The 26246-nt window shown below is 57.1% G+C and carries 21 protein-coding genes and 1 pseudogene; 8 read left to right on the top strand and 14 right to left on the bottom strand.

The annotated features are described in order from the left end of the window. Nucleotides 1–35: 35 nt before the first annotated feature. Nucleotides 36–404 carry a nucleotidyltransferase domain-containing protein gene (locus ACHZCX_RS17735; protein WP_319588530.1) on the top strand — a complete coding sequence of 123 codons (369 nt, stop codon included), beginning with the start codon at nucleotides 36–38 and terminating at the stop codon, nucleotides 402–404. Beyond that, entirely contained in the window at nucleotides 361–816 is a 456-nt protein-coding gene (locus tag ACHZCX_RS17730) for a DUF86 domain-containing protein (protein WP_319588529.1), read from the top strand. The genes ACHZCX_RS17735 and ACHZCX_RS17730 overlap by 44 nt, the downstream gene beginning before the upstream one ends. 207 nt (nucleotides 817–1023) lie before the next feature. On the opposite strand, the gene amrS is transcribed toward ACHZCX_RS17730, so the two are convergent. From amrS to ACHZCX_RS17715, 3 genes are all read right to left on the bottom strand, one after another. After that, nucleotides 1024–2037: an AmmeMemoRadiSam system radical SAM enzyme gene (gene amrS / locus ACHZCX_RS17725; protein ID WP_319588528.1), complete on the bottom strand. Its 1014-nt coding sequence runs from the start codon at nucleotides 2035–2037 to the stop codon at nucleotides 1024–1026. 73 nt (nucleotides 2038–2110) lie between these two features. Further along, the gene (locus ACHZCX_RS17720; RefSeq protein ID WP_319588527.1) at nucleotides 2111–3550 is read right to left on the bottom strand and encodes a PAS domain S-box protein; all 1440 of its coding nucleotides are present in this window, start codon (nucleotides 3548–3550) and stop codon (nucleotides 2111–2113) included. A 275-nt stretch (nucleotides 3551–3825) separates the two neighbouring features. Next, nucleotides 3826–4152, bottom strand: a complete 327-nt coding sequence (locus ACHZCX_RS17715; RefSeq protein ID WP_319588526.1) for a hypothetical protein — start codon at nucleotides 4150–4152, stop codon at nucleotides 3826–3828. A 151-nt stretch (nucleotides 4153–4303) separates the two neighbouring features. On the opposite strand from ACHZCX_RS17715, the gene ACHZCX_RS17710 reads away from it, so the two are divergent. Further along, on the top strand, nucleotides 4304–4810 hold the full coding sequence (locus tag ACHZCX_RS17710) for a DUF4149 domain-containing protein (RefSeq protein ID WP_319588525.1): 507 nt from the start codon (nucleotides 4304–4306) through the stop codon (nucleotides 4808–4810). A 205-nt stretch (nucleotides 4811–5015) separates the two neighbouring features. Then, complete coding sequence (locus ACHZCX_RS17705) at nucleotides 5016–6173, top strand: iron-containing alcohol dehydrogenase (protein ID WP_319588524.1); 1158 nt, start codon at nucleotides 5016–5018, stop codon at nucleotides 6171–6173. Nucleotides 6174–6267: 94 nt separating this feature from the next. Here ACHZCX_RS17705 and ACHZCX_RS17700 read toward each other — a convergent pair whose 3' ends face one another. The 3 genes from ACHZCX_RS17700 to ACHZCX_RS17690 form a co-directional block, all read right to left on the bottom strand. Further along, a complete protein-coding gene (locus ACHZCX_RS17700) occupies nucleotides 6268–6621 on the bottom strand; it encodes a hypothetical protein (protein ID WP_319588523.1) in 354 nt (117 codons plus the stop codon). Between the two features lie 225 nt (nucleotides 6622–6846). Continuing rightward, the gene (gene ald / locus ACHZCX_RS17695) at nucleotides 6847–7962 is read right to left on the bottom strand and encodes an alanine dehydrogenase (RefSeq protein WP_319588522.1); all 1116 of its coding nucleotides are present in this window, start codon (nucleotides 7960–7962) and stop codon (nucleotides 6847–6849) included. 164 nt (nucleotides 7963–8126) lie between these two features. Then, the gene (locus ACHZCX_RS17690) at nucleotides 8127–8489 is read right to left on the bottom strand and encodes a response regulator (RefSeq protein ID WP_319588521.1); all 363 of its coding nucleotides are present in this window, start codon (nucleotides 8487–8489) and stop codon (nucleotides 8127–8129) included. 385 nt (nucleotides 8490–8874) lie between these two features. Between ACHZCX_RS17690 and ACHZCX_RS17685 the strand changes: the two genes are divergently transcribed. From ACHZCX_RS17685 to ACHZCX_RS17675, 3 genes are all read left to right on the top strand, one after another. Then, nucleotides 8875–11541, top strand: coding sequence for a GNAT family N-acetyltransferase (locus ACHZCX_RS17685; protein WP_319588520.1), 2667 nt, complete (start codon nucleotides 8875–8877; stop codon nucleotides 11539–11541). A 131-nt stretch (nucleotides 11542–11672) separates the two neighbouring features. Then, nucleotides 11673–11864, top strand: coding sequence for a ferredoxin (locus ACHZCX_RS17680; RefSeq protein ID WP_319588519.1), 192 nt, complete (start codon nucleotides 11673–11675; stop codon nucleotides 11862–11864). Nucleotides 11865–11994: 130 nt separating this feature from the next. Next, the gene (locus ACHZCX_RS17675) at nucleotides 11995–12270 is read left to right on the top strand and encodes an Lrp/AsnC ligand binding domain-containing protein (protein WP_319588518.1); all 276 of its coding nucleotides are present in this window, start codon (nucleotides 11995–11997) and stop codon (nucleotides 12268–12270) included. Nucleotides 12271–12409: 139 nt separating this feature from the next. On the opposite strand, the gene ACHZCX_RS17670 is transcribed toward ACHZCX_RS17675, so the two are convergent. From ACHZCX_RS17670 to ACHZCX_RS17660, 3 genes are all read right to left on the bottom strand, one after another. Beyond that, entirely contained in the window at nucleotides 12410–13588 is a 1179-nt protein-coding gene (locus ACHZCX_RS17670) for a CaiB/BaiF CoA-transferase family protein (RefSeq protein ID WP_319588517.1), read from the bottom strand. Between the two features lie 278 nt (nucleotides 13589–13866). Further along, complete coding sequence (locus tag ACHZCX_RS17665) at nucleotides 13867–16635, bottom strand: HAD-IC family P-type ATPase (protein WP_319588516.1); 2769 nt, start codon at nucleotides 16633–16635, stop codon at nucleotides 13867–13869. 114 nt (nucleotides 16636–16749) lie between these two features. Further along, nucleotides 16750–17577 (bottom strand): nitroreductase family protein, encoded by an 828-nt coding sequence (locus ACHZCX_RS17660; protein ID WP_319588515.1) that lies wholly within the window; start codon nucleotides 17575–17577, stop codon nucleotides 16750–16752. 185 nt (nucleotides 17578–17762) lie between these two features. On the opposite strand from ACHZCX_RS17660, the gene ACHZCX_RS17655 reads away from it, so the two are divergent. Continuing rightward, nucleotides 17763–18866, top strand: coding sequence for a transglycosylase SLT domain-containing protein (locus ACHZCX_RS17655; RefSeq protein ID WP_319588514.1), 1104 nt, complete (start codon nucleotides 17763–17765; stop codon nucleotides 18864–18866). Nucleotides 18867–18934: 68 nt separating this feature from the next. Here the strand turns inward: ACHZCX_RS17655 and ACHZCX_RS17650 are convergent. The 5 genes and pseudogenes from ACHZCX_RS17650 to ACHZCX_RS17630 all read right to left on the bottom strand — a co-directional run. Continuing rightward, nucleotides 18935–19223 (bottom strand): annotated as a pseudogene (locus tag ACHZCX_RS17650) (ABC transporter ATP-binding protein/permease); the annotation flags it as partial. Between the two features lie 174 nt (nucleotides 19224–19397). Next, nucleotides 19398–20030: a TetR family transcriptional regulator gene (locus tag ACHZCX_RS17645; RefSeq protein ID WP_319588512.1), complete on the bottom strand. Its 633-nt coding sequence runs from the start codon at nucleotides 20028–20030 to the stop codon at nucleotides 19398–19400. A gap of 149 nt (nucleotides 20031–20179) precedes the next feature. Continuing rightward, entirely contained in the window at nucleotides 20180–21604 is a 1425-nt protein-coding gene (locus ACHZCX_RS17640) for an efflux transporter outer membrane subunit (RefSeq protein ID WP_319588511.1), read from the bottom strand. 4 nt (nucleotides 21605–21608) lie between these two features. Then, on the bottom strand, nucleotides 21609–24749 hold the full coding sequence (locus ACHZCX_RS17635; protein WP_319588510.1) for an efflux RND transporter permease subunit: 3141 nt from the start codon (nucleotides 24747–24749) through the stop codon (nucleotides 21609–21611). 3 nt (nucleotides 24750–24752) lie between these two features. Beyond that, a complete protein-coding gene (locus tag ACHZCX_RS17630) occupies nucleotides 24753–25952 on the bottom strand; it encodes an efflux RND transporter periplasmic adaptor subunit (protein ID WP_319588509.1) in 1200 nt (399 codons plus the stop codon). Nucleotides 25953–26246: the final 294 nt, after the last annotated feature.

Raw genomic sequence — 26246 nt, 5'->3', positions numbered from 1 at the left:
ATTTTCCTTGTGCTATGCAATCAAACCAGCCCTCCGTGTTGCAAAACATATTCACTGCCGAGTCAGACCTGGAATTCGCCGTGCTCATAGGCAGCCGGGCTTGGGGAACCGAAACGGCCAACAGCGACTGGGATATTGCGCTACAATGGCGGAAGGACATGGACTGGTTGGAACAATTGGGCCGCACCGAAACCTTGCGCCGCAACCTGGCGGAAGGACTGGCTTGCCCCGAAACAGCAATTGATCTCATCGATACGCCACGGGCGAACCTCGCTATGCGTGCCGCCATCGCAGAAGAGGGGGTGGTACTGAAGGGCGGAGACAGCCTGCCCTGGCAACGCTTTCTCAGGCGAACCTGGCGTGAACTGGAAGACCATTACTGGGAAACACTCTATGCGCACTGACCTGTACCATGCCGAGACAAAACGCATCGCCTCTGAACAGGGTGCCTTGCTGGATGAAGCCAGCGTCCGCATCAAATCTCTGCAGCCACTAACAGCCCTTGAACAGAACGGCTTGCTTCATGGGCTCCAAGTGTTGATTGAAAACGCCATCGGCAAAGCCAAACAGCAACTTAAGGCTCAAGGCGAGGTGGTTCCGGTTTCCGCCTACGACGCCTTTACCGCTCTTGCCAGATTGGGGATAATCGAGAAAGAAAGCCTGCCTCCATGGCATGGCATCATCGGCCTGCGCAACCGCATCGTGCATGACTACATGAATATGGACATGGACAGAATTCTGGACCTCGTAAAAGATCGCCGGCACGCATTTATTCTTGATTTCCTCATGACTCCTTTGAATGGAGAAAGGGAATAAAAAAGCACACTCCACTGAGGCTCTTGCAGAATGTCTGTTATCCCCGAATGCCCTGCCGGGTATCCAGTCTTTCCAGGCGTTTAAAATCTGGATTCTGGCTTAAAGCCTGCCGGAATGACGAGTTGAGGTGATAACGGCAGGAAAAGCCGAAGGAATGCATCTCCGGCAGAGACGTTTATCCGCTGTCGTTTTAACCAGGGAAGAACATTACCGCCACACCCCGGCCGGAGCCAGACCGCAATGATCGCAGATGCCGTCGCGCAACGCGACTAGTCGGCTGCTGAAACTGTATCGTTGAATAAGCAATGTACCGCAGCCGGGGCATAAGGTATCCTCGCCGCCGGAACCTGCGACATTCCCCTCGTAAACAAAACGCAGCCCTTCGGCCAGGCCGATCTCTCGCGCTTTTTCCAGAGTGGCAGCAGGAGTTGCCGGACGGTCCAGCATTTTATAGGTCGGATAGAAACCACTCACATGCCAGGGAAGATCTGCTGACACCCCCCTGAGAAAACGAGCAATGGCTCGCAACTCCTCCTCACCGTCATTGAGACCCGGAATAATCAGGGTGGTGACCTCGACCAGCACGCCGAGTTCGTGAAACAGGCGGATACTGTCCAGAACCGGCTCCAACCGGGCCTTGCAGATTTTTTGATAGAAATCGGCACTGAAAGCTTTAAGGTCAATGTTGATGCCGTCAAGCACCGGCGCAAGATGGTGGATCACTTCGCCGGTCATGTAGCCGTTGCTGACAAAGACATTTTTGATCCCCTTCTCTTTGGCCAGCCGGGCGCAATCGTAGGCAAACTCATAAAAAATCGTCGGCTCGACGTATGTGTAGCTAATGCTAGCGCAGCCGGATCGCACCGCCTCGTCCACCACCGATCCGGGGCTGCAACTCACTCCGCTAATCTGGCCTTTGTGCAGGTGCGGAAACTGGGAAATCTCATAATTCTGGCAGTGCAGGCATTGAAAATTGCACCCGACAGTGGCGATTGACAGGGAGCGGCTGCCCGGCAAAAAATGAAACATCGGCTTTTTTTCAATGGGATCGATGTTCTGCGAAATCAATCTGCCGTAGACCAGACTGATCAACCTCCCGTCCTGGTTCTCACGCACACCACAGATGCCCCGTTTGCCAGCAGCAATATGGCAACGATGGTGACAAAGCCCGCAGACAACCTTCCCCTCTCCCGCCTGCTGATAAAAAAGCGCCTCATGCATGCTTTCCTCCTTGATCAATACGGAACATCTCTCTTGTCATCTTACCAAGGTAATAAAGGGGAAAGTCCCCAACTTACCATGAATTAGTTGAGAGCATGGTTTGCAGATTGGTTTTCTGATGGGTCAAATCGAGCTTTCTTCTGATGTTTTTGCGGTGGATACTGATTGTTCCCGCTGAAAGGTGCATGATCTCGGCTATTTCCTTGGTGCGTTTCCCCAGCTTCACCAAATTGGCCACCTGAATCTCGGCAGGCGTTAGCCGGGTCAGTTTGGCGGAAAAATTGCCCGCAAAGGGTGAGGTCAACTCCTCGATATTGGTCCGGAGGATCTCAACCAATACCTGCTGCTGCTCGGTCAGACCGCTTTTCATCAACCGATCGAGAAAAGGATCGACCAGTTTGGCGGTATGGGAAAGAACCTGCTCGGACAAAATCAGCTTGTCCTCCTCCCGTTTATTCAACAGCACTTTGAGGGCCACGTTGGACTCGTACAATTCAGCGGTCCGCTTTTTGACCCGTAACTCCAAATCGTCGTTCATAGCCTGGAGTTGGTCCTGGACAAGCATCAGTTCAGAAATATCGCGAAAGGCGCCCACAGCCTTGATGAACTGGCCCTCGTGCCGTGCAAAAGGATGGATGGAAACCACGGCGGGAAAGCGGGTCCCGGATTGGCGCATCAGCGTCATGTCAAAGGACTGCATCGCCTGCCCTTGCCGGAGCCGTTTGACCTGATCGGCAATGACAGCCCTGTCTTCGGGTGGATAGATCAGGATGATCGATTGCCCGATAGCCTTGTCCTGACGGTAGCCGAACAGCTTTTCCGCTCCGGCGCTGAAAATGTCAATGCGTGCGTCCCGTTCTTCCAGGTTAAAGACGATCAGGCCGACGCTGTCGAGAGCCTGATAGATCGAGGCCAGATTTTCCGCCTGTTCCCGCAGGAGAAAATTTGCTTCTTCCAACTGGCTGGTGCGCTGCTGGACAATTTCTTCCAGGTGATAACGATAGTGTTCCAACTCGGCGCTGGTCTGCCGTGAATCGGTGACATCCATCATGGCGATCCGGCACAGCGATTCGCCCGAGGCTGCTTCAAACGACGAGCCTTCCAAATAGAGGTGCCGCTCGCCCTCATCACCATCCGGCACCTGAAGTTCGCCGGTTGTCTTGGTTGCACCCGATAGCGTCCGTTCAAGAAAATGTGGCAACCACCGACGAGAAGCCTCGGTAACAAAATCGCCGATATTCCACCCGAGCAACCGGGAGCGGTCAACACCCAGGAGCAGGGCGCCGGCAAGATTGCTTTCGCGGACCTTACCGCTGCGATCAACTGTACAGTATCCCACCGGGGCAAAATCGTAGAGATCGTAATACTTCTGCAGACCGGCCTCAACCTCAGCCCGCGCCAAGCGCAGTTCCTCGTTCTGCTTCTCCAACTCAACCCGGTGCAACGCCAATTCCTTCAACTGGCGGTCCCTTTCATCCTGGTTGCACACGGCTGCGTTCTCAGGTTCCGGCATCGGCCTGTTCTCCTTTTGTCATGGGGAGTCACCCTCTTGTTCAGCCGAAGGGTCGAAACACCCGATGGGCGACGACGCAATCGACTGCGGAAGCGATTCATCCAACCGTTGCCGACAAGAATCGGGGGCCCCATGGCATCATGTAGCCGCCCCTTTCTTGCCGTTACAAAATGATACAACAGCAAAAACGATCCGTACAATAAAAATTCGTTTTTAAAACAGGATCTTCCGCTACAGAACCTTGAGAATCCATGCAACAGAACGCCTTGAGCGATTTAGTAACACGGCCGGTCGACGTACCGGGAATAGAGATAGTTGCCGTATTCGTCGTAATGATTGTAGGTGTCCCGGCACAAAGGCGCCGGCGGTGGTGGCGGGGCAGGCTCATTCATCTGCGACAGGGCCACCACTCCGAGAACGCCGCCGACAATGGCCAGCGGCACAATCCAGTCGTCGCCGTGACCGCTATGGTGGCGAGAGTGGCTGGAGTCCCGGTGGTCATAGGAATAAGGCTGCGACCGGTAACCGTCGTGGTAACGGTCGGCAAGGCTGATTGACGGGCAAAACAGCAGAAAAAGAGCGACTGCAACTGTGGTGCGCATGGCGAAACGTCTCCTTGGTTAATTTGACTGGCATCTACTGTTAAACAATACAATAATTTGCCCCGGCATGATAAGCTAGGCCTCGCCTGTAAGAAAAAACAATGGCGACAGTCTCGTTTTTTTCTTTTTAATTCAGACACAAGGAAGAAAAATGACCCCTTTGACCATCCTTTATAACCTTGCCGTGAGCTGCTGGCTCGGCGGCGCGGCCCTGTTTACCTTTCTCCTGACCCCCAAACTCTTTGCCGCCTACCCCCGCGACTTGGCCGGCAACATCGTTGGCCTGCTCTTTCCCGGCTATTTTCGCTGGGGCCTGGCTTGCGGAGCCGTGGCCCTGCTCTGCCAATTGGTCAACCGCGGCCGCTTTGCCGTCGCATCGTTGCTGATCATCGCAACGATGCTGATCCTGACCTCAGTGCAGGCTTTTATTATCGAACCGCGCGCTGCTGAACTGAAACAATCGATCCCTTCCTTCGAAACAACATCCAAGGACGATCCGCTCCGGGTTCAGTTCCGGACCCTGCACGGTATCTCCATGGCGGCCAACCTGGCGGTCGTGGCCGGTGGCGTTATCCTGGTGCTCCTCGCCTCTCTGCCCGCCACCGACACAGCGCGACAAATCACTGATCCGGGAAAAACCGTAAGCCGAACTATGTAGCCCCACATCCCAACCGGTGCGCAACCGCCGGCCCTGCCGATAGGCTAAGAGGAGCTGGCCGGGTTTTATCGATCCTTGCCGCCGGGGTAAGGTTGGTTTACTGTTGCGTAAATTCCCTGTTACCAAAGCTGCAAGGCCGTGCAAACCCATACACGGCCTTCGACGGCGCTCTCGCCCACCCACTGTATCCAAGGAGACGACGCAGATGTTCAATTTCGAATTCCATAACCCGACACGGATAGTTTTCGGCCAGGATCGCCTCAAGGAACTCAACCGGCTGGTTCCGGCCGATGCCAAGGTGCTGATTCTCTTTGGCGGCGGCAGCGTCAAACAATTCGGCACCCTCGACAAGGTGCGGCAGGCTCTGGGCAACCGAAACCTGATCGAATTCGGCGGCATTGAACCCAACCCGCGTTACTCCACCCTGATGCGGGCCGTGGAGGTGGTGCGCGGCGAGAAGATCGATTTTTTGCTGGCGGTCGGCGGCGGCTCGGTGATGGACGGCACCAAATTCATTGCTCTGGCTGCTCGATATGGCGGCAATGCCGAAGATATCCTCACCGGCAAAGCCAAACCGGCCCAGCTCTCCGCCGCCGTTGCCCTTGCCACTGTGGTTACCTTACCGGCAACCGGATCGGAGATGAATTCTGGTGGGGTCATCAGCCATCAAGGCGGTAAGTTTGTTTTTTTCAGCCCCCTGGTCTTCCCCCAATTCTCGATTCTCGACCCCACTCTCACCTTCACCCTGCCCCCTACCCAGGTGGCCAATGGCGTTATTGACACCTTCATCCACACCGTGGAGCAGTATGTCACCCTGCCGGCCGAGGGGAGATTCCAGGACAGAACCGCCGAGGGCATCCTTCGGACCCTGATCGAAATCGGCCCGGCCACCGTGGCCGACCCGAGCGATTACGATGCCCGCGCCAATCTGATGTGGTGCGCCACCAACGCCCTCAACGGTCTGATCGGTGCCGGCGCTCCCCAGGACTGGACCACCCACATGATCGGCCACGAGCTGACTGCGCTCTTCGGTATCGACCACGCCAAAACCCTGGCCGTTCTCCAGCCGGCAGTCTGGACGGTGTGCAAGGAGCAGAAACGGGCCAAATTGCTGCAATACGCCGATCGAGTCTGGGATCTCCGGGAAGGCAGTGAGGACAACCGCATCGACGAGGCAATTGCCCGAACACGGGCCTTTTTTGAGGGACTAGGAGTATCAACCCGCCTGGGGTCGTACGGAGTAGCGGCGGACCGGATCGACGATGTCGTCCGGGCCCTGGAGACACACGGCATGACGGCCTTGGGCGAAAAAAGGCAGGTGACCCTGGAGGTCAGCCGCAGGATTCTGGAAGAAGCCCTTTAAGCCGGCCAAACCAGCCTAACACGAGTGACGATTCACCCAGGTTTCTGCGGAAAAAACGAAAGGAGGGATTGCTCTCGGATCGCCTTCAGCGAGTTCAGTACGGAGGATATTGGCAGGAGCCCAGAGTGTACTCCTTCACTGGCCGGCCGTACTGATCCAACAACGTTCTGCCGTACCGGTCGAGCACATAACGCTCCCACCGGCACATGCCCGGCGGTACGGCAGGTGCATAGTTAGAAACCGGGGGGTAATAAACCGGAGGCGGGGCCGCATAGACCACAGGAGGAGGGCGGTAGGTAAAGGCGGCCAGTGTCGATCCCAGAAAAAATCCGGTCACGCCCCATGCCAGGGCAACGCCGCCATGGTGATAATGACTCCATCCCGCCGTGGGCGAGAACGGCGTCACCAGCAGGATCAAAACAAGGACGAGTAGTATTTTCTTTCCCATTTCCGCACCTCCTGAGAAGAAACTCTGCAGCCAGGGTCGTCGAGTTGTCCACGGCTCCATTTACATCTTTTTCATACCCTCTTTCGCACAGTTCAGGCGAGCCGTTTCTTGATCATTGTTTGTAAAGATTTCCCGAATCGACCGGCCTTCCCTTCAAGAAAAGGACCAACCATCCCTTATGAGACAACGGCAATAGCCTGCCCCGGCACGGCTGTCTTCCGCAGATTACCCCAACAGTGTTTCCAGCGAAGTGTGGGGCAAACCAAAGGCCTCGGCAACGCCTTGGCAGGTGATCTGGCCGGCCACCATGTTGATGCCATTGCCGATACCGGGATCATCCTGCGTGGCCAGCCGCCAGCCTTTGTTGGCAAGGGAGACGGCATACGGCAGAGTGGCGTTGGTCAACGCCAGGGTCGAGGTCAGCGGCACGGCACCGGGCATATTGGCAACGCAGTAATGAAGGATGCCGTCGACTTCGAACACCGGATGGTCGTGGGTGGTGGGGCGGGAGGTTTCGAAGCAGCCGCCCTGATCGATGGCGACATCGACCAGCACGGCCCCTCTCTTCATGGTGGCCAGCATCTCACGAGAAATAAGTTTAGGGGCCCTGGCTCCGGGAAGCAGGACCGCGCCGATGATGGCATCCGCCTGTTGCGCCAGCTCACGGAGAGTGGCCGGTGTGGACATCAGCAGGGTGCAATTTTTCGGCAGGATCTCGGCCAAGGAACGCAGACGAGGCAGACTGGTATCAAGCAGGTGCACGGTCGCCCCAAGTCCGGAAGCGATCCTCGCCGCTTCGGTCCCGACCGTGCCGCCGCCGAGGACAAGAACCCTGGCCGGAGCCACTCCCGGCACTCCGCCCATGAGGATGCCGCGTCCACCCTGACTGCGTTCGAGATACTTGGCGGCCTCCTGTGCGGCCATCCGGCCGGCGACCTCGCTCATCGGGGTCAGCAAGGGCAGCGTACCTCGCTGGTCGGTGATGGTTTCGTAGGCGATGCACACTGCCTTGCGGGCCATCATCGCCCTGGTCAATCCTTCCGAAGCGGCAAAATGAAAATAGGTGAACAGCACCTGCCCTTCCCGGATCAGCTCATATTCAGAGGGCAACGGTTCCTTGACGTGCATGATCATCTCAGCCTGCGCATAGATCGCGACCGGACTGCTCACCATCTCCGCCCCGGCCTTTTCATAATGGGCGTCGCCGAACTCGCTGCCGATACCGGCACTCAGCTCGACCAGCACCCGGTGTCCGTTTTTCACCAGGACCTCGACGCCGGCCGGAGTCATGCTGACTCGATTTTCCTCTGCCTTGATTTCCTTGAGAATGCCGATGAGCATCGTTCACACTCCTGTGTTCAGGATGGGGTTGAAGACGGATTATCCTCTATTATTTTATCAGAAAATGACGGGAAAGCTGGCTATTATTTGCAGAAAAGCATCTCCGGATCCCGCTATAACGATTGAGAAGCTGCGAATAAAGAGGTGCGAAAGGATGGGGTCGATTACTGAAGCAGCGAGGAGATCGCCGCCCTGATATTGTCGGTGGTGTCGAGCTTGTCGACTATCCCGACCGGCCTGATGGCGCGGGCCCGATCGAGCAGTTGCTGATCTTGGTAACCGGTGAAAAAAAGGATAGGAATGTCCTGTTTGGCCTTGATGATCCGTGCGGTCTCGATGCCGTCCATAACGCCATCGAGGCTGATATCCATGAGGATGGCGTCCGGCAGCTCATTGCGTATTGCCCGGACCGCCGCCTGACCGTTGGTCACCACGGTGGTAACCTGACAGCCCAGTTCCCTGACATTTTCGGCCAGCATCAGGCCGATCAGTTGTTCATCTTCAACGATCAGTATTTTTTTCGGCATGGACGTTACTCTGGGGAGCGGGATCGGATGACGATTTGCCACCTGTTATAGAAGGCCAACTGCGCCCCCACCTTGGCAAAGAACAACGGCACCGTCAAGGGATATTGTTGCATGCCCTTCTTTTCCCGGCCGTGCCCAACCCTGCCCGCCCCGCCTCGGAGTGTCACCGAGCTATCGTTTGTCCGGTGCCTATCGGTTTGCGAAAGGGAGCGGCCAGCTCTTCCGCTTCTTTTTACGGTCGATTCCCCCGCAAAATACTTGTCAAGCGAAGCAAGAAAGGTTAGGTGAGTTGGTACCGGTGGCCGATCTGGCCAATGCCGTCGCCGTTTCAGTAGATCCTGGGAAAAAGACAATAAATCCAAACACAAGGGACACTGCCCATTCCATGGAACAATTCTTTAACCCGAAAAGCATCGCGGTTATCGGCGCCAATGATAAACCAAATTCCATTGGCTCCGCCCTGATCGACAACCTCATCCAGGGGGGCTACAGCGGAACCATCGTTCCGGTGAATCCCAACTATGAAACCATCCATGGGTTCAAGGCCTTTGGTGCGATCACTGAGGTGGAAAACGCCCCGGAACTGGCCATCATCGCCACGCCCATCGCCACCACTCCGGAGATAGTCCGCCAGTGCGTGCGCGCTGGCGTCTTGGGGGTGATCATCATCTCCGCCGGCGGCAAGGAGTTGGGAGAGGCAGGCAGCCTCATCGAAGAGCAGATCCAGGGAGCAGCCGAGGGTTCGGGGATGCGGATCATCGGCCCCAACTGCCTGGGCGTCATCCGCCCCGGCAAAAACCTGAACGCCAGCTTCATTCCCGGCATGCCAGCCGTGGGTAATGTGGGCTTCATTTCCCAGAGCGGGGCCATCGGCACAGCCACCCTGGATCGATCCGCCAAGGAAAATACGGGGTTCAGTCATTTTGTCAGTATTGGTTCCATGCTCGATGTCGATTTTGGCGATATGATCGACTACCTGGGCAACGACGGGTCGGTTAAATCCATCCTCATCTACATGGAAAATCTGACCAATCCCCGCAAATTCATGAGCGCGGCCCGCGCTGTCTCTCGGATCAAACCGATCATCGTGCTCAAGGCGGGCAAAAGCCTGGCCGGCGCTCGGGCAGCCACCACCCATATTGGTGCCATGGCCGGCGAGGATGCGGTTTATGACGCCGCTTTCAAACGGGCGGGCATTGTCCGGGTACCGTCGCTGGCCCGTATGTTCGACTGCGCCGAGTTGATGGCCAAACAACCACGACCTGCGGGATCGCGACTGGCGATTCTTACCAACGGCGGTGGTCCGGGCATCATGGCGGCAGACACCCTGGCCGAGTACAACCTGGACCCGGCACCTCTTCCCGAAGACATCACCAGCCAACTCGATGGGATCCTGCCGTCCTACTGGAGCCGGACCAACCCGATCGACATCCTGGGGAACGCCACCCTGGAACGTTTCAGCAAGGCCATGGAAATCTGCCTGTCGAGCAAGGAATTTGACGGCGTCCTGATCATCATGGTGAGCGAGCCCCACATCAAGCCGAAGGAAGTGGCCGAGGCGCTGGCCAAACTGGTTAAGCGCAAACGCTTTCCGGTCTTTGCCTGCTGGATGGGCGGCAAGCAGATGGCCGAGGCAGTTGACATCCTCAACCAGGCCAATATCCCCACCTATGAAACCCCGGAGCGGGCGGTGCGCGCCTTTCTCTACATGGTCGAATACACCAAAAACCTGGAACTGCTCTCCCAGGCGCCACCCAAACTGCCCACCGAACTCTACTTCAACCGCGATCAGGTTTTCCGCACCATCTACGAATGCTTCGAGCAGGAGACCGAGCTGCTCTCCGAAATCCAGAGCAAGGAGATTCTGGCCGCCTACGGCATTCCGGTGAACGAAACCCTGCTTGCTGCCTCAGCCGACGAGGCGGTGACCCTGGCCGCTGAGATGGAGATGCCGCTGGTGATGAAACTGGTCTCGCCGGACATCAGCCATAAGTCCGACGCGGGCGGCGTCCAGCTCGACCTACGCAACGAGGACGACCTCCGGCAGGCCTTTGAGCGAATTATGAACGGGGCCAAGGAATATAATCCCGAGGCCCGAATCACCGGTGTTTCGCTTCAGCCCTACATTGCCAACCCAGATTTCGAGCTGCTGATCGGCAGCAAGACCGACGAAAACTTCGGGCCGGTCCTCTGTTTTGGCTCAGGCGGCGTTTTTGCCGAGGTGCTCGACGATAAGGCCCTGGGCCTACCGCCGCTCAACCGGTTGCTCGCCCGGCGGATGATGGAAGAGACCCGTATCCTGCCGCTGCTCAAGGGCTATCGAAGCCACCCGCCGGCGGACCTGGAAAAACTGGAGGAACTGCTGATGCGGCTCTCCCAACTGGTGATCGATTTTCCTGAAATCGTTGAACTGGATATCAATCCGGTGCTGGTTAAAAACGGCCAACCCTCAGCAGTCGATGCCCGGATCAAGCTAGCCCGAGTCGAAGACACGGCCAAGCTCCATCTGGTGATCAGCCCTTATCCCCAGCACCTGGAGCGGCACGATTTCACCGACATGCAGATGCCGCTGTTCATTCGGCCGATCAAGCCCGAGGATGCGCCGCTCTTTGTCGAGCTGTTCAATTCGCTCACCCCCACTAGCATCTACTACCGCTTCTTTACCGTGGTCAAGACGCTCTCGCCCGAAACACTCGCCCGGTTCACCCAGGTGGACTACGACCGGGAGATCTCCTTTGTCGGCCTCGACGACAGCGAGGGTGAGGAACGGATGCTCGGGGTGGCCAACATTGTCGGCGAACCGGACGGCAAACGTGGTGAGTTCTCCGTGCTCATCGGCGACCCCTGGCAGGGCAAGGGTATTGGCGCAAAATTATTGCTGCAATGTCTGGGGATCGCGAAAGAACGGGGCATGGAGATTGTCTGGGGAACCGTGCTGGCAGAAAATTCCTACATGATTGCCCTAGGCAAAAAGCTAGGATTCACCGTCAAGCAAGGACAGGAACCCTCGGAATACAAGTTGACGATTGACCTGAAAACTGCAAAACTGTGACCTGAAAGGCTTGCCAAGCTTTGCCGGCCATCCAAGCCAGGATGGTCGTGAATGCTGTTTCGGAATGAACCGCCGTCCACCATGATCAGTGGGGACGACCCCTCTTTTTTCAACTCCTCAAGAGGAATAGAATGTCAAAACAAGTAGCTATTGACCAGGAAGAATGTTTGGGCTGCGAAGCCTGCGTGGAATTATGCCCGGAGATCTTCGGGTTTGATATCGATGAAGCCAAGGCCTATGTCATCATGGAGGAAGGTGGTGACGAGGACTGCATTGATGAAGCGATCGGCTCTTGCCCCGCAGGATGCATATCCAACGAATAACCTCTGTCTGAAAAGTCTGAAAATACGCCTGGCCGGGCGGACACCCTCCACTCTCCGCCCGTTTTTTTCTTTCAAACCAGATACTTGGGCTAACGACAGCACAAGTTCATTCTGGTTACGAGGTGCACTGATGGTGACATCGATCATTCTGATCAACGCTGAGCGCAATAAGATCAACGAGATTGCCGAAAAACTGCAGGCAATCACCGGTATTTCTGAAGTGTATTCAGTAAGCGGCAAGTACGATCTCATCGCCATAGTCCGCGTCAAAACCAACGACGACCTCGCTGACCTGGTCACCAAAAAGATGCTGACCATCGGCGGTATTACCAAAACCGAAACCATGCTTGCCTTCCAGGCCTTCTCCCGCCACGACTTGGAGGCTATGTTCGCCGTCGGGATGTGAGCGCCGGACCACCCAGAAGAAGGGGCAATCCAGGCCGTGCGACTCGGCTTTCAAGAGGTCTTGAAACACCGCTCCCGCTCCGAGCGGCTGTGTCTCTCCCCCTCTTTTCCGTGCGGAACAAGCCCCCTTCCCTCTCCTCTCAGATGACTCCCCCTGCCTTAAGTTGTTCCTGAAGTGTTCCGTTCATGCCGATTTCTGCAAGAATCTCGGCGGTGTGTTCGCCCAGCTCCGGGGCATGGCTGCGGAGGGTTCCCGGAGTGAGCGAGAATTTCGGGGCAATGCCCAACTGCTGGTAGACACCCCAGCTCGCATGGAGCAGCTCGACCACCATTTGGCGTTGCCGGGTCTGTTCATCGGCCATCACTTCCTCTAAGTTAAGTACCGGTTCGCAGCAGCAGTCGGTGTCGGCGAAGACCTGGGTCCACTCAGCCAGGGTTTGAGTACGGAACATCTCGGCCACCTCTTGTTGCAGGTCGTGTTGATGGGGACCGGGCTCGAAGTAGGCGGGCGTGTTCCAGTCCGGACGACCAACCGTCGCGCAGAACAGCTTCCAGAACTGCGGCTCGAGAGCCCCAAGCGACATGGTACGGCCATCACGGGTGGCGTAGAGGTTGTAGCAGGCAAAACCATGGTTGAGGAAATCATCGCCCTGACTGGGCACGAGGCCGTCGGCCAGATACTTACCCCAACGGAGGCAGTTCCAGGTAAGGGCGCCATCGGCCATGGCCAGGTCAATGAACTGGCCCTCCCCCAACCGCTCCCGGGCAAAGAGAGCAGTGGCGATGCTGAAGGCCGCGTACAAGGCGCCACCGCCGAGATCGGCGATCTGCACCCCCGGAATGGTCGGGCTGCCTTGCCGGCCGCTGTAGGAGAGCACCCCGTTCAAGGCCAGATAATTGATGTCGTGGCCGGCACGCTGAGCCCGCGGCCCGTCTGCGCCATAGCCGGTGATAGCGCAGTAGATCAAGCGCGGGTTGATAGCCCGCAGCACCTCGTATCCCAACCCGAGCCGGTCCATGACGCCCGGACGAAACCCCTCCAAAACCACATCGGCCTCGGCAACCAGTTGTTTAAAGATCTCCTTGGCCTCAGGCTTTTTTAAGTTCAGGGTCAGAGAGCGTTTGTTGCGGTTGAGCACGATGTGGAAGCCGCTGTTCTTGCCCAGCAGCGGCGGCCACCAGCGGATGTAATCACCGCCATTGGGATCCTCCACTTTGATGACATCGGCACCAAAATCCGCCAAGAGCATAGAGCAGAACGGCCCCGGCAAGAGACGCGACAAATCCAACACCTTCACTCCGGCAAATGCAGCCCGCATACTGACCTCCTTGGGGGAATGGGTTGTACGCACGAATATGGGAAACGGGCAGACAGGCTCACTCCGGCTTGATGATTACCAGTAAAGTCTGCAGCAAAACCATACACCACATCTCCCTAGTTGGCGGTCTTTTTTTTGCGACCCCTTCCGTTGCGATGGAGTTACCTGGGCAATTGAAACGAAAAGGAGTGGTGGATCACAAAAGAAAAGGATTGGAACGGGATGTTCCAATCCTTGGCAGACAGCAGATAAACGGACGGAAAAAAATCCTTCAGGAATCAGGGGGTTTGCCTATTGCGGGCCAGAGCACGAACCCATTTTTCCAGGGAGATGATCGGAAAGATGGCAAAGCCCGCGGCTGCGGTGAGAGCAAGCTCCCTGATCGATAAGGGCGCCGTCTTGAATACCTTTTGCAGAAAAGGCAGATAGACGAACAGGGCCTGGAGCGCAAGGACGACGCCGATGCCCCAAAACACAGTGGGGTTGCTGAAAAAACCGATCTTGAGAATAGTGTCTTTCAGTGACCGGCAGTGGATCATGTAGAAGATCTGAAAGAGAATGACAAAGGTAACGCCAATGGTCTGGGCCTTGGCCAGGGCCAGAGGCTCGGCGATGCCGGCGGTGAGTTCCTGGCGGTATTCCATGTTGAAGAGAATGATGGTGCCGGCGGTCATCAGCACCGAGACCGCCACCACCCGGAAGACGACAAAGCCGCTAAACAACGGTGCCTCCGGCCGCCGCGGCGGGCGTCGCATGATATCCGGCTCCTTGACCTCAAAGGCCAGCGGCAGAGCTAGAGCCACGGCTGCCACCAGGTTGATCCACAGTAGTTGGGTCGGCAGCATGGGCAGGAGCAGAACCTTGGTCACCGGGTCAAAAGGAAAAAACATAATTCCGTAAATCAGGATTAGGGCCAGCCCCAGGTTGGTGGGCAGGAGAAAGGCGAGCGATTTGATCAGGTTGTCATACACCCGCCGCCCCTCCTCTACTGCCGCGCTGATGCTAGCGAAATTGTCGTCGGCCAGAACGATGTCCGCCGATTCCTTGGACACCGCCGTACCAGTGATGCCCATGGCCACACCAATATTAGCCTGTTTGAGCGAAGGCGCATCATTGACGCCGTCGCCGGTCATGGCCACGATATGGTTGTCGCGCTGCAGGGCCTTGACCAGACGCAACTTGTGTTCCGGCGCCACCCGGGCAAAGATATTGGTAGTCCGCGCCACATCTTGCAAGGCCTCCTCCTCCATGCTGGCCAGCTCCACCCCGGTGACGGCCTGACCGTTTTCCGCCAGCTTGAGATCCGTGCCAATGGCCAGGGCAGTGGTCCGATGGTCGCCGGTGATCATCTTGACCACAATCCCGGCCTGGTGGCAGGCCGCAATGGAAGCAATAGCCTCTTCCCTCGGCGGATCGATCATGCCTATCAAGCCCAGAAAATCAAAGCCGTTCTCAACAGCTGCCGGCGACAATTCGTTGGTACCCGCCTCCCCTTGTTTCGCGGCCAGAGCGAGCACCCGCATGCCGGCTTCGCCCATACGGTTCATCCCGGCGGCTATCTGCTGGTGCAGCACCGTATCGCCGGCCTGCAGGCAGCGCTTGAACACCACCTCGGGCGCGCCCTTAAGCACCACGATCAGCTCTTCGCCGCCGTGCAAGGTGGCCATGTACTGGTTTTCCGAGGCAAAGGGGATCGCATCAAGCCGGGGAAATTGACTATTGACCTCCGCAGCCGCGAGCCCTGCCTTGGCGGCGGCTACCAGCAGCGCGGCCTCGGTCGGATCGCCGGTGATGCTCCATTGGTCGTTTTCATGGTGCAGGGTGGCGTCATTGCAGAGCACCGACTTGACCAACAAATTGCGCATATCCGCCGGCAGTTGATCCACCGCCTGGCCGTCGATGGTGAAAGCGCCCGCCGGGTCATAGCCAATGCCGCTGATCCGGCAGGTGCCCTGCGGGGTCATCAGTTCGGTGACGGTCATCTCGTTGCAGGTCAGGGTGCCGGTTTTATCCGAGCAGATTACGGTGGTGGAACCCAGGGTCTCCACCGCCGGAAGTCGGCGGATAATGGCGTTTCGCCGTGCCATGCGCTGCACACCGATTGCCAAAGCAATGGTGACCACCGCCGGCAAGCCCTCGGGGATGGCCCCGACGGCCAGGGCAATGGCAAAAATGAGTGTCTCCTTCAGGGCTGGCCCCAGGGGGATGGCTATGTCCAAGGCCCGTTTAACGCCCACCGCCAGAATAACCACGGAAACCACAGCAATGCCGATGGTAATCCAGGTGCTGACTTCAGCCAATTTCTTGGTGAGCGGGGTATCGAGGTCAACGGCGCTTTCCAACATATCCGAGATGCGGCCCAACTCGGTGGCCATACCGGTACCGGTGACCATGGCCGTGCCTGTGCCCGAAGTGACCAGGGTGCCGCCATAGACCATGCAGGTACGGTCGCCGAGGACCGCTTCGACAACTGCTGGGTCGAGCGTCTTCTCCACCGGCACGGATTCACCGGTGAGCGCGGCCTCCTCGACCTGGAGGTTTTTCAAGGATATGAGGCGCATATCTGCCGGCACGCTGTCGCCCGCCGCCAGAAGGACCACATCGCCGGGGACCAGTTCAACCGCTGGCACCATGGTGTTTCGCCCTTCGCGGATGACCGTGGCATTCTGCGGCACCATCTCGGAGAGCGCCTCGATTGCCCGCCCGGCTTTGAATTCCTGGATAAAACCGATAATGGCGTTAATCACCACCACCGCAAGCACCACCAACCCATCAGTCATCTTGCCCAAAACAACCGCAAGCGTGCCTGAACCGAGCAGCACCCAGATCAGAGGATTGTTGATCTGCCGCCAGATGAGTTGCAGCATACTGTCTTTCGGTTTTCTCTTGATCTGATTAGGGCCGTAAAGGTGCAGCCGCTCCCCGGCCTGATCTTGGGAAAGTCCGCCCTCGGTGCTTGCAAGCTCCTTGAACACTGTTTCCGGGTCCAAGGTATGCCAGGGGGCCTGTTGCTGGTTGTCGGTTAGGGTCGTTGGTCGTTTGTTCAAGACGTTTCTCACACTGGAAAAAGGAAAAGTTTTTCCCAATTTTATAAGCATCCACTGCTCTTGCGCAACCACGAAGGAGCAACGTGGACCCTTCTCCCGCTATTCAGAAGATCGTCATCCCAGCCGCCAATGAATTTCCGGGGTGTTCCGGATCGGCAGACGATGATACTTGAACTTGGGATAGCCCACCATCATCGCCCCATAGCACTGATGTCCCTCGGGCAGATCCAGGGCCTCCATCATCGGCGGAAAAAAATTGGCCGCCGCGTTGAAATAACCGGCCCAACAGCCGCCAAGCCCCAGGGAGGTGGCCGCCAGTTCCAGATAGGTCAGAGCGATGGTGCAAGTGGTGGGAGCCATGCGGTTGTCCTTCTCGGCATGGGCGACGATCAACGCCGGGGCGCCCCGGAGGATGACATCGTGGCCCGCGTTCCAGCGTTCCAAAGTCCGGCCGAGGTGGAGCCCCTGGGCAGCCTCCGGCATTTTTGCCAGCATCCAGTGCATCCAATCGATGACAACCCCGGAAAGCCGGTGCAGCTCCTCCCGGTTGCCGAGCACCAGCCACCGAGCTCCCTGGGAGTTGATGCCCGATGGGGCGTAACGGGCGATTTCGATCAAGCGGGCAAGTTTATCCTGTTCCACCGGTTTTTTCGTATAAACCCGGATGGATCGCCGGGCGCGGAGGAAATGCTCGCATTGTTCGGCGGAAAGACGCAATTCCGGCTGAACCGGCGGGCAGGCATCCACCGCCATGTCCCGGTGGTTGAGACTGCCGGTGGGACAAACCGCCACACAGTGGCCGCAGCGGATACAGCTCTGCTCGCCCCCGGCGGCCAGTTCAGGCAGGCCACCCTGCGTCCAATCGATGATGCCGATCGGGCAGACGGCGGCGCAAATACCGTCGCGGTTACAGGTCTGTTGGTTGACGGTCAAAAGATCCATGGTCGTTCTCCTTTGGTATTGATTGACAGGGACCCGTAAAAAAGGTCTTTTCAGGGGTTGGATACGGTTGGCGGCACCTGGAGTGCCGACGACTACGAACAGAACCGCCTCATTTTTTCCACTCTACCAGAGTGGCAGCTAAAACCGAAAGGCCAAGGCCTTTGAAAATGACGACAACCTGGTGCATGAAAAAATCGGTCGAGCAGCAACAACAACCCGAAAAAGTGCCGCCTGAAGAAAAAGCAAAGCCACCGGTTAAACGCAAGCCCCGCCCATCAGCGAAGAAAGGCACCGGTCGCAAACGCCGGACGAAAAAGCCGCTGGTTTCAACACGCCGGATGCTCGCGCTCACCGGTCTGGAAATCTTCTGCCTGGCCATTAGCACCATGACCGGCATAATCGTCCTTCTGGGTCACGCGGCCGGCAGATTTTCCGGTACCCGTTTTTTCTCCCATCTCTTGCCTTTCACTCTAGGTGTCATTGGTTTGATCGTCACCGCCGCCCTGCTGATGATCGGTTGGTGGTGGCTGCGCCGACAATTAAGCAAAAAATATTTCTTCCTTCCAGCGGCCCTGGCCCTAACCCTGGCCCTGATCATCGGCGGCTTTGCCCTGAAGGGTGATTTCTTCTGGGCTTTCGGCCAGTTTCGTATCCTGATCGGCGGCAAGGAAGAGGCCGGCCGGGTGACGTTGGCCCATCAGGTCTACGCCGCCTATCGTCGCCAGGGTTCTGCGCAAATGCAGCAGTTGCTTGATCGGGCCAAGCCGTACACGGAGGATATTGATGCGGCGGCCCAAGCCTTTGATCTCGACCCAGACTTGCTCCACGGCATCGCCGCCGCCGAATCTTCTTTTCTCCCCCGCGACAGCAAGGACGGCGGCCAAGGATTGTTTCAGATCACCCTGGTGCCGGATGCGGTCATGCGAGATGCGGCAGTCCGGCTCGGGGTCGGCAAACCCCTTGTCGCCGATCATCGCCACAACGCTTTTATCGCCGCCGCCACCCTGCACTATTATCTCTCCCAAATGAGGAGCGACCTCTTCCTCGGTCTGCTTGCCTACAACATCGGCCCTAAAAACGGCGGCCTACGCTTTATCATGCAGCAATACGGCGTCACCGATTTCGTCACCATCCAGCCCTACCTGCAACAACTGCCCCGCGATTATCCCATCCGCGTCCTGTCGTCTGCCCTGGCCTTCCGCCTGTTTCGCAAGGAAGGCAAACTACTCGCCTACGAGGAGGGACTCAACGCGGTCCGCATCCAGCACATCGGCATCCCCGGATTATAACCCCCGCTTCCTTTCCCCTTCCGCACCCATACTTAGGCCATCAAGGAGATGGTCTTGCGAAAACGGAAAAGAGCCAGACTCAACTCACCCGAACGCATGCGCCGATCCAGATGTCCTGAGTATCAGTGATCGGACGGTGTTCGATGAAATGACGGGAACCTGCCAAATTGAGGCGGTACACTCGGCTGGAAGAGATCTGGTCCGTATCAAGTACCGCCAAGGGCAGATCCTCGACATCCTTGCTGATGCCGTAGCCTAGATCACCATCACAATGACCCTGCCCAGAAGGGCCAAGGCGGGGGGAAGAGGTTCGCGGCGCAGTTCCAGGGCTTCTTGCCGGCTATAACTCATGAAGCGCGACAGGATGAAGCGGCAATGCGGCGGGCTCGGACGATCAGGGGCCACATCGGCAGAGGAAGGAGGGGGATACCTCGTGCCAATGAACGCCTCAACCTGATCGCCCTGCGCGCCAGCTTCTTGGAGATAACGGATGAATGCCTGCTTCTGAAAAAGACGAAGCACACCAAGCCCTCAGTCGTGGCGGTTAAAACCCTGGCGCAGCATCGCCAGCATAGCCTCAATCAACTGCGGCGCCTCTTTTTTGATGTCAAAGAGATCCGGCGTCATGATCCAGTTAGCAATAAGGCCATGGATAAAGGAAAGCACCGCAATCGCCCCTACCCGGACATCGAAATCCGGCGGCAATTGTCCCCTGTCTCTGGCATTGTGGAGAGCAATCTGAATTCCCTGAAATCTTTCTTGACGGATAGCGGCATGGCGCAACCGGATGGCTTCGGTATCTTTGCTCCGGTCGCTGTCGTCAAACAAAATCCGAAACAGCTGCTGCTGGCGCGGATCCTCAACCAAACCGGTGAAAAAGGAGAGATACAAAGCCTTCATTTTACCCAGCGGGTCGGGTTCATCGCGGCTTTCACTGGCTTGCGCCAAGGGCTCGTAGAGCAACAGAACCTGATCCCACAAGGTGTTGAGCAGGTCAGCCTTGTTGGCGAAATGCCAATAGATGGCGCCACGGGTGACGCCGGCCTCTTGGGCAATATCAGCCAACGATGCCTGTGCCGCCCCTTTGACGGCGAAGATTCGCACGGCTGCGTCGAGAACGGCATTGCGCGTTACCAGAGCATCTTCCTTTGTTTTGCGTGCCATAACATCCTCATTCCGGTTTGCTTTCAAATTGACACTTTCCGGTTTGTCATTTCGACCAAACGGGAGAAATCTCGAGATTCCTCACATGCGTTCGCTCAGCAGAAAATCGGCGGCTCCCAAGTCTCCCACCTCACGGGGAATGGGAATAATCAGGAACGTTCCTTCCAACCGCCACCGAGCGCTTTATAGAGGTTGACCTGATTGATCAACTGAGCCAGCTGAACAACAAGGTACCGCTGACGGGCGCTGTAGAGTGAACGTTGAGCATCAAGCAGGGTGAGAAAGCTGTCCACTCCCTGAAGGTGGCGATCCTTGGCCAGCGTATGATACTCCTGATTGGCAACAAGATTGGCCTTTTGCGCCTGCAACTGGTGCACATAGGTGTCGCTCGCAACCAGGGTATCAGCCACCTCGCTGAAGGCCGACTGAATGGCCTTTTCATAGCGGGCCACGGATATTTCTTTTCGGATTACGGCCGCATCCAACTGGGCTTGCAGCCGGCCGGCCGTGAAAATCGGCAGGTTGATGGACGGTGAAAAAAGCCAGGAGCCAGAACCACCATCAAAAAGATTGGAAAGATCGCCACTGATCGCGCCGGTCTTGGCGGTTAAACTGATAGTAGGAAAGAAGGCGGCCCTGGCCGCGCCAATATCGGCATACGCTCCTTTGAGTTCGTGTTCCGCCGCCATGATATCCGGTCGTTGTAGCAGAACCCGTGACGGCAGCCGGGCCGGCGGCGGAGCCACGAACGTCTGGGCGTTTAAGGGGGCCGCGTTCCGGAGCAACGATTCCGGCAAGGCTGTGCCGACAAGCAGGGTCAGACTGTTGATTTCCTGCGCAACCAGACGTTGATAAAGCGACAGGTTGGCCCTGGCCGTCTCCAGGCTGGTCCGAGCCTGGGCCAAATCCAACTGGGTGGCGATACCTTCCCGGGCACGCTGTTCAACCAGACGGAAGGACTCATCCTCGCTCCGAAGGGTATCGTCCGTGATGGCCAGCAATTCGTGATCGGCGAGCCAGGTGAGATAGGCGCGCGCCACTTCAGCCACCAGGCTGATCCGGGCACTTCGATGGGTTTCCTCCATGGCCAGGTACTGCTCCAGGGCCTGATCTTTGAGATTCCGGACCCTGCCGTACAAGTCGAGTTCATAGGCCGTCACTCCCATCGAGGCCGAATAGACCTCGCCGGTGGCATAGCCGCTGCCGCTCAGCGTCCGCTGTTTGCTGCCAACGCCTTCAGCGCTGATGGCGGGAAACAAGGCCGACCGCTGAATGCGGTACTGGGCCTGATAGGCTTCGACATTGAGCGCGGATGCCCGCAGATCGCGGTTATGGGCAAGGGCCAAAGTGAGGAGTTGCTGCAGACGGGGATCGGTAAAATATTCGCGCCAGCCGAGTTCAGCATTGACCAGGTCCGCATCTTTGGCTGGCAACAGGCCTTTCTGATTCCCTGGAGCGGCAGGCAACTCTTCCGCTACCGGCAGATCCGGCTGTTGATAATCAGGAGCCAGGGTGCAACCGTGGAGGAGAAAGAACAGCAACCCCGCAATTATCTTATTCAATTGAACATCCATGATTTCAGTTCTCCCGTACCGGGTCGACACTTGCCTTTGGTGCCCGCTTTTTTGTAAACAGGCGCAATACCACCACAAAAAAGAGGGGGATGAAAAAAATCGCCAGGACCGTTGCCGATAGCATGCCGCCCAGTACACCGGTGCCGATGGCGTGTCGACTGTTTGCCCCGGCGCCGCTGCTGATTGCCAGCGGCAGAACGCCGAGCATAAAGGCCAGCGAGGTCATCAAAATTGGCCGGAGCCGCAGCCGGCAGGCATTGACCGTGGCTTCAACCAGATCCTTGCCCTTATCATACCGCCGCTTGGCAAACTCAACGATCAGGATGGCGTTCTTGGCCGACAGACCTATGGTGGTCAACAGACCCACCTGAAAATAGACGTCGTTTTCCATGCCACGAAAAGAAGCGGCAGCCAGAGCGCCCAGGACACCGAGTGGCACCGCCAGAATAACAGAGAACGGCACCGACCAGCTTTCATAGAGTGCGGCAAGACAGAGGAAGACGACCAGGATCGAGATGGCGTACAAAGCGGGAGCCTGGGCCCCGGCCTGCTGTTCCTGGTAGGAAGCGCCGGTCCATTCATACCCGATGCCGGCGGGGAGTTGCGCCACCAGCTCACCAATGATCTTCATGGCGTCACCGCTGGATTTGCCGGGCGCGGCCTCGCCGACGATCTCCACCGCCGAGTTGCCGTTAAAACGCTCCAATCGGGGGGAACCAAAACTCCAGTGACCGCTGGTAAAAGTCGAGAACGGCACCATTTCGCCAGTGGCGTTGCGGACATACCAGAGGGCCAGGTCCTCCGGTTGCATGCGGAACGGCGCATCGGCCTGCACATAGACCTTTTTCACCCGTCCCTGATGAACAAAATCGTTGACGTAATTTCCACCCCAGGCGGTCGACAAAGTGGTGTTAATGTCGGCCACTGAAACTCCGAGGGCCATGGCCTTTTCAAAATCGACATCCACGTTGTACTGCGGGGTATCCTCCATACCGTTGGGACGCACCCGGGTCAGACTGGGGTTTTTGGCCGCCATGCCCAGCAGCTGATTACGCGCCTCGATCAGCTTTTCATGCCCCAGGCCACCGCGATCCTGAAGAAAAAAATCAAAACCGGTGGAAGAACCCAGGGCCGGGATGGAGGGCAGGTTGAAGGCAAAAACCATCGCCTCCTTGAACTGGGAGAATTGCCCCATGGCTCGGCCAATGATTGCCTTGACCGTCTGCTGCGGACTTTTCCGCTCACTCCAGTCGCGCATCTGCGCAAAGACCATGCCCATGTTCTGCCCCGTACCGGCAAAGCTGAAGCCGGCCACCGTAAAGGCAGTCTTGACGTTGTCTTTTTCGTTGATCAGATAGTGATCGCGGACCTTATTGAGCACTTCCTGAGTCCGCTCCTGGGTAGCACCGGTGGGCAATTGCACCATGGTGAGGAAAACGCCCTGATCCTCCTCGGGCAGAAAGGAGGTGGGCAGCGTGGTGAACAGATAGCCCATGGCTCCGATGAGGAGGAGATAAATCAGGCCGAAGCGGCCGGTACGTTTGAGCACAAAACCGACACTGTCGCGATACCCGTCCGCACTGCGGTCAAAGACCCGATTGAACCAGCCAAAAAAACCACGCTTATGCCCATGCCCCCCTTTCCTGACTGGTTTGAGCAAGGTGGCGCAAAGGGCAGGTGTCAGGATGAGGGCCACCAGCACCGAAAGAACCATGGCCGAAACGATGGTCAGGGAAAACTGACGATAGATCGCGCCGGTTGAACCACCCAAAAAAGCCATGGGCACAAAAACAGCGGAAAGTACCAGGGCAATACCGATCAGGGCACCGGTAATCTGGTCCATGGATTTGCGGGTCGCCTCCAGCGGCGACAATCCCTCTTCGGCCATGATCCGCTCCACGTTCTCGACCACGACAATGGCGTCGTCAACCAAGAGACCGATAGCCAGCACCAGGCCGAACATGGTCAGGGTGTTGATTGAAAAACCGAAGGCGGCCATGATGCCGAAAGTGCCGAGCAGGACCACAGGCACGGCGATGGTCGGAATGAGAGTGGCCCGGAAATTCTGCAGAAAAAGATACATCACCAGAAAGACCAACAGAACGGCCTCAACCAAGGTGTGGGCGACCTCCTCGATCGATATTTTGATAAAGGTGGTGGTATCGTAAGGATAGACGACCTCGACACCTGCCGGGAAATAAGGCTGCAGATCGGCAAGTTTAGCTCGTACAGCCTTGGCCGTATCCAGGGCATTGGCGCCGGTAGCGAGCATGATCGCCATGCCGGAGGCCGGTTTACCGTTGAAGGTCGTCACTGATTCGTAACTCTCGCCCCCGATCTCGACCCGGGCAACATCCTTGAGGCGGATCTGGGAGCCATCGCTGTTGACCTTCAACAGGATCTGGGCGAATTGCTCCGGAGAACTCATCTTGGTCTGGGCCATCATACTGGCGTTGATCTGCTGGCCGGCAACCGAGGGCGTGCCCCCAAGATCGCCCACCGCAACTTGATTGTTCTGAGTTTGGATGGCGGCCTTGATATTGGCGGGTGTGAGTTGGAAACTGTTGAGCTTGTGCGGATCGAGCCAGATGCGCATGGCGTACTGACTACCGAAAATACGGATGCTGCCCACTCCGGGAGTGCGGCTCAGCGGGTCGCGCAGGGTCGAGACCATGAAATCGGACAGGTCGTTCTTGTTCATGCTGCCGTCGGCGGAGGTGAGTCCGACAATCATCAGGAAGGTCGCGTTGGACTTGGTGACCTGCACCCCCTCCTGTTGCACCTCCTGGGGCAACAGACTCAGCGCCTGCTGCAATTTGTTCTGGACCTGAACCTGGGCAATATCCGGGTCGGTGCCGGCCTCGAAGGTCAGGGTGATGGTGACGCTGCCCGAGGAGGAACTCTGCGAGTTCATGTAGAGCAGATTATCCAGACCATTCATGTTCTGCTCAATAATCTGGGTGACACTGTCCTCAACGATTTTAGCAGAGGCACCGGGATATTTTGAGGTGATCTGCACCGAGGGCGGCGCGATCTCAGGATACTGGGAGATCGGCAGGCGCATGATCGAGAGCGCTCCGGCCAACATGATGACAATAGCAATAACCCAGGCAAAGATGGGACGATCAATAAAAAAACGGGCCATGACTTACTCCGTTTTCGCCGCCGGCGTGGCGGGGGCAGATACGGCTTGATCAGTTCCAGTAGCGGGTAACTCAACCGCCTTCACCGGACTACCTGGTTTGATTTTTTGCAACCCGGCGACAATCACCTGTTCGCCGGCCGCAAGTCCCTGGGTGATCAGCACCTGAACGCCAACATTCTGCCCAATGTGCACCAGCCGGCTCTCGACTGCGGACTGCTTATTGACCACCATCACTATGGCCTGCCCTTTGCTGTTACGGCTGACACCGGCTGCGGGCACACAAATGGCCTCCGGCCGTTGCCCCTTGACAATCCGTGCCCGGACAAACATTCCGGGCAGCAGTTCCTGGTCGGGATTAGCAACAAGGGCCCGAAGGGTCACCGTCCCCGTGCTCTGGTTGACAGTGACGTCGGAAAATTCCAGACTGCCGGCGTGGCGGTATACTGCGCCGCCCTCGAGCAGCACCTTGACTTCGGATTGAACCTGTTGACCTCCCGAAGCCTGCCCACCTGTGATTTCCTTTTTCAGATCAAGTAATTCCGTGCTTGATTGATTGACATCGACATAGAGAGGGTCCAGTTGCTGGATGGTGGCCAGTGCCGCACTTTGCAGGGCGGTCACCAGGGCGCCTTCCGTCACAGTCGACTTGCCGATCCGTCCGGTGATGGGAGCGGTGACTCGAGTGTAATCAAGATTGATGCGGGCGCTGGCCAGAGCGGCCTTGGCGGCGGCCACATCGGCGACCGCCTGCTTCCAATTGGCCTCCATCTCGATCTGCTCCTGATCGCTGACCGCTTTAGTACGGACAAGCACCCGATAACGATCTGCCTTGAGGCGGGAAGAATGTTCCTGGGCTTCTGCCTTGGCAAGCGCCGCCTTGGCGCTGTCGAAACCGGCCTGATAGCTGGCGGGATCGATTTGATAGAGCAGTTGCCCTGCCTTGACCTCACCGCCTTCGGTAAACAATCGTTTTTGTATAATGCCGCTTACTTGGGGACGAACATCAGCAATCCGAAAAGCTGCCGTCCGGCCTGGCAATTCCACCACCAGCGACACCGGTTGCGGTTTGAGAGTAACAACGGTGACCTCCACCGGATCACCGGTCGCAACATTTTGTTGGGGTGTGTTCTTGCAGGATCCGACCAGAAGACCGGTAACGAGAAGAGGGAGAAGCACGAACACATTCCGCACGACTCTGTTCATATGGAAACACTCCTTATAAGTTTTTCACGCAGGATAAAAAATACGAACACAGAAAAGCAAAGCAGCTTTATACATACATTCGTGAATGTATGCAAGATGATTTTATGATAATCCAGCAGAGCGCAGTTGCCTATTAAGAGGGGTGTCCAACTCAACAACAGTTGCCAAACAATCGCCAACTATTTGAATTTTCTATTCTTACGAAATAATTTAGAGAAATTTCGCATGCGAAAACCAAGACGTCAACAGGCAGCAGATAACCAACAGTCGAGCGGATACAGGATTCGTTCTTTG

It is taken from the genome of uncultured Desulfobulbus sp. (assembly GCF_963662935.2).
Taxonomy (GTDB): Bacteria; Desulfobacterota; Desulfobulbia; order Desulfobulbales; family Desulfobulbaceae; genus Desulfobulbus.
The sequence above is the reverse complement of the archived record's forward strand: the minus strand, read 5'-3'. Positions and strand labels throughout refer to the sequence as shown.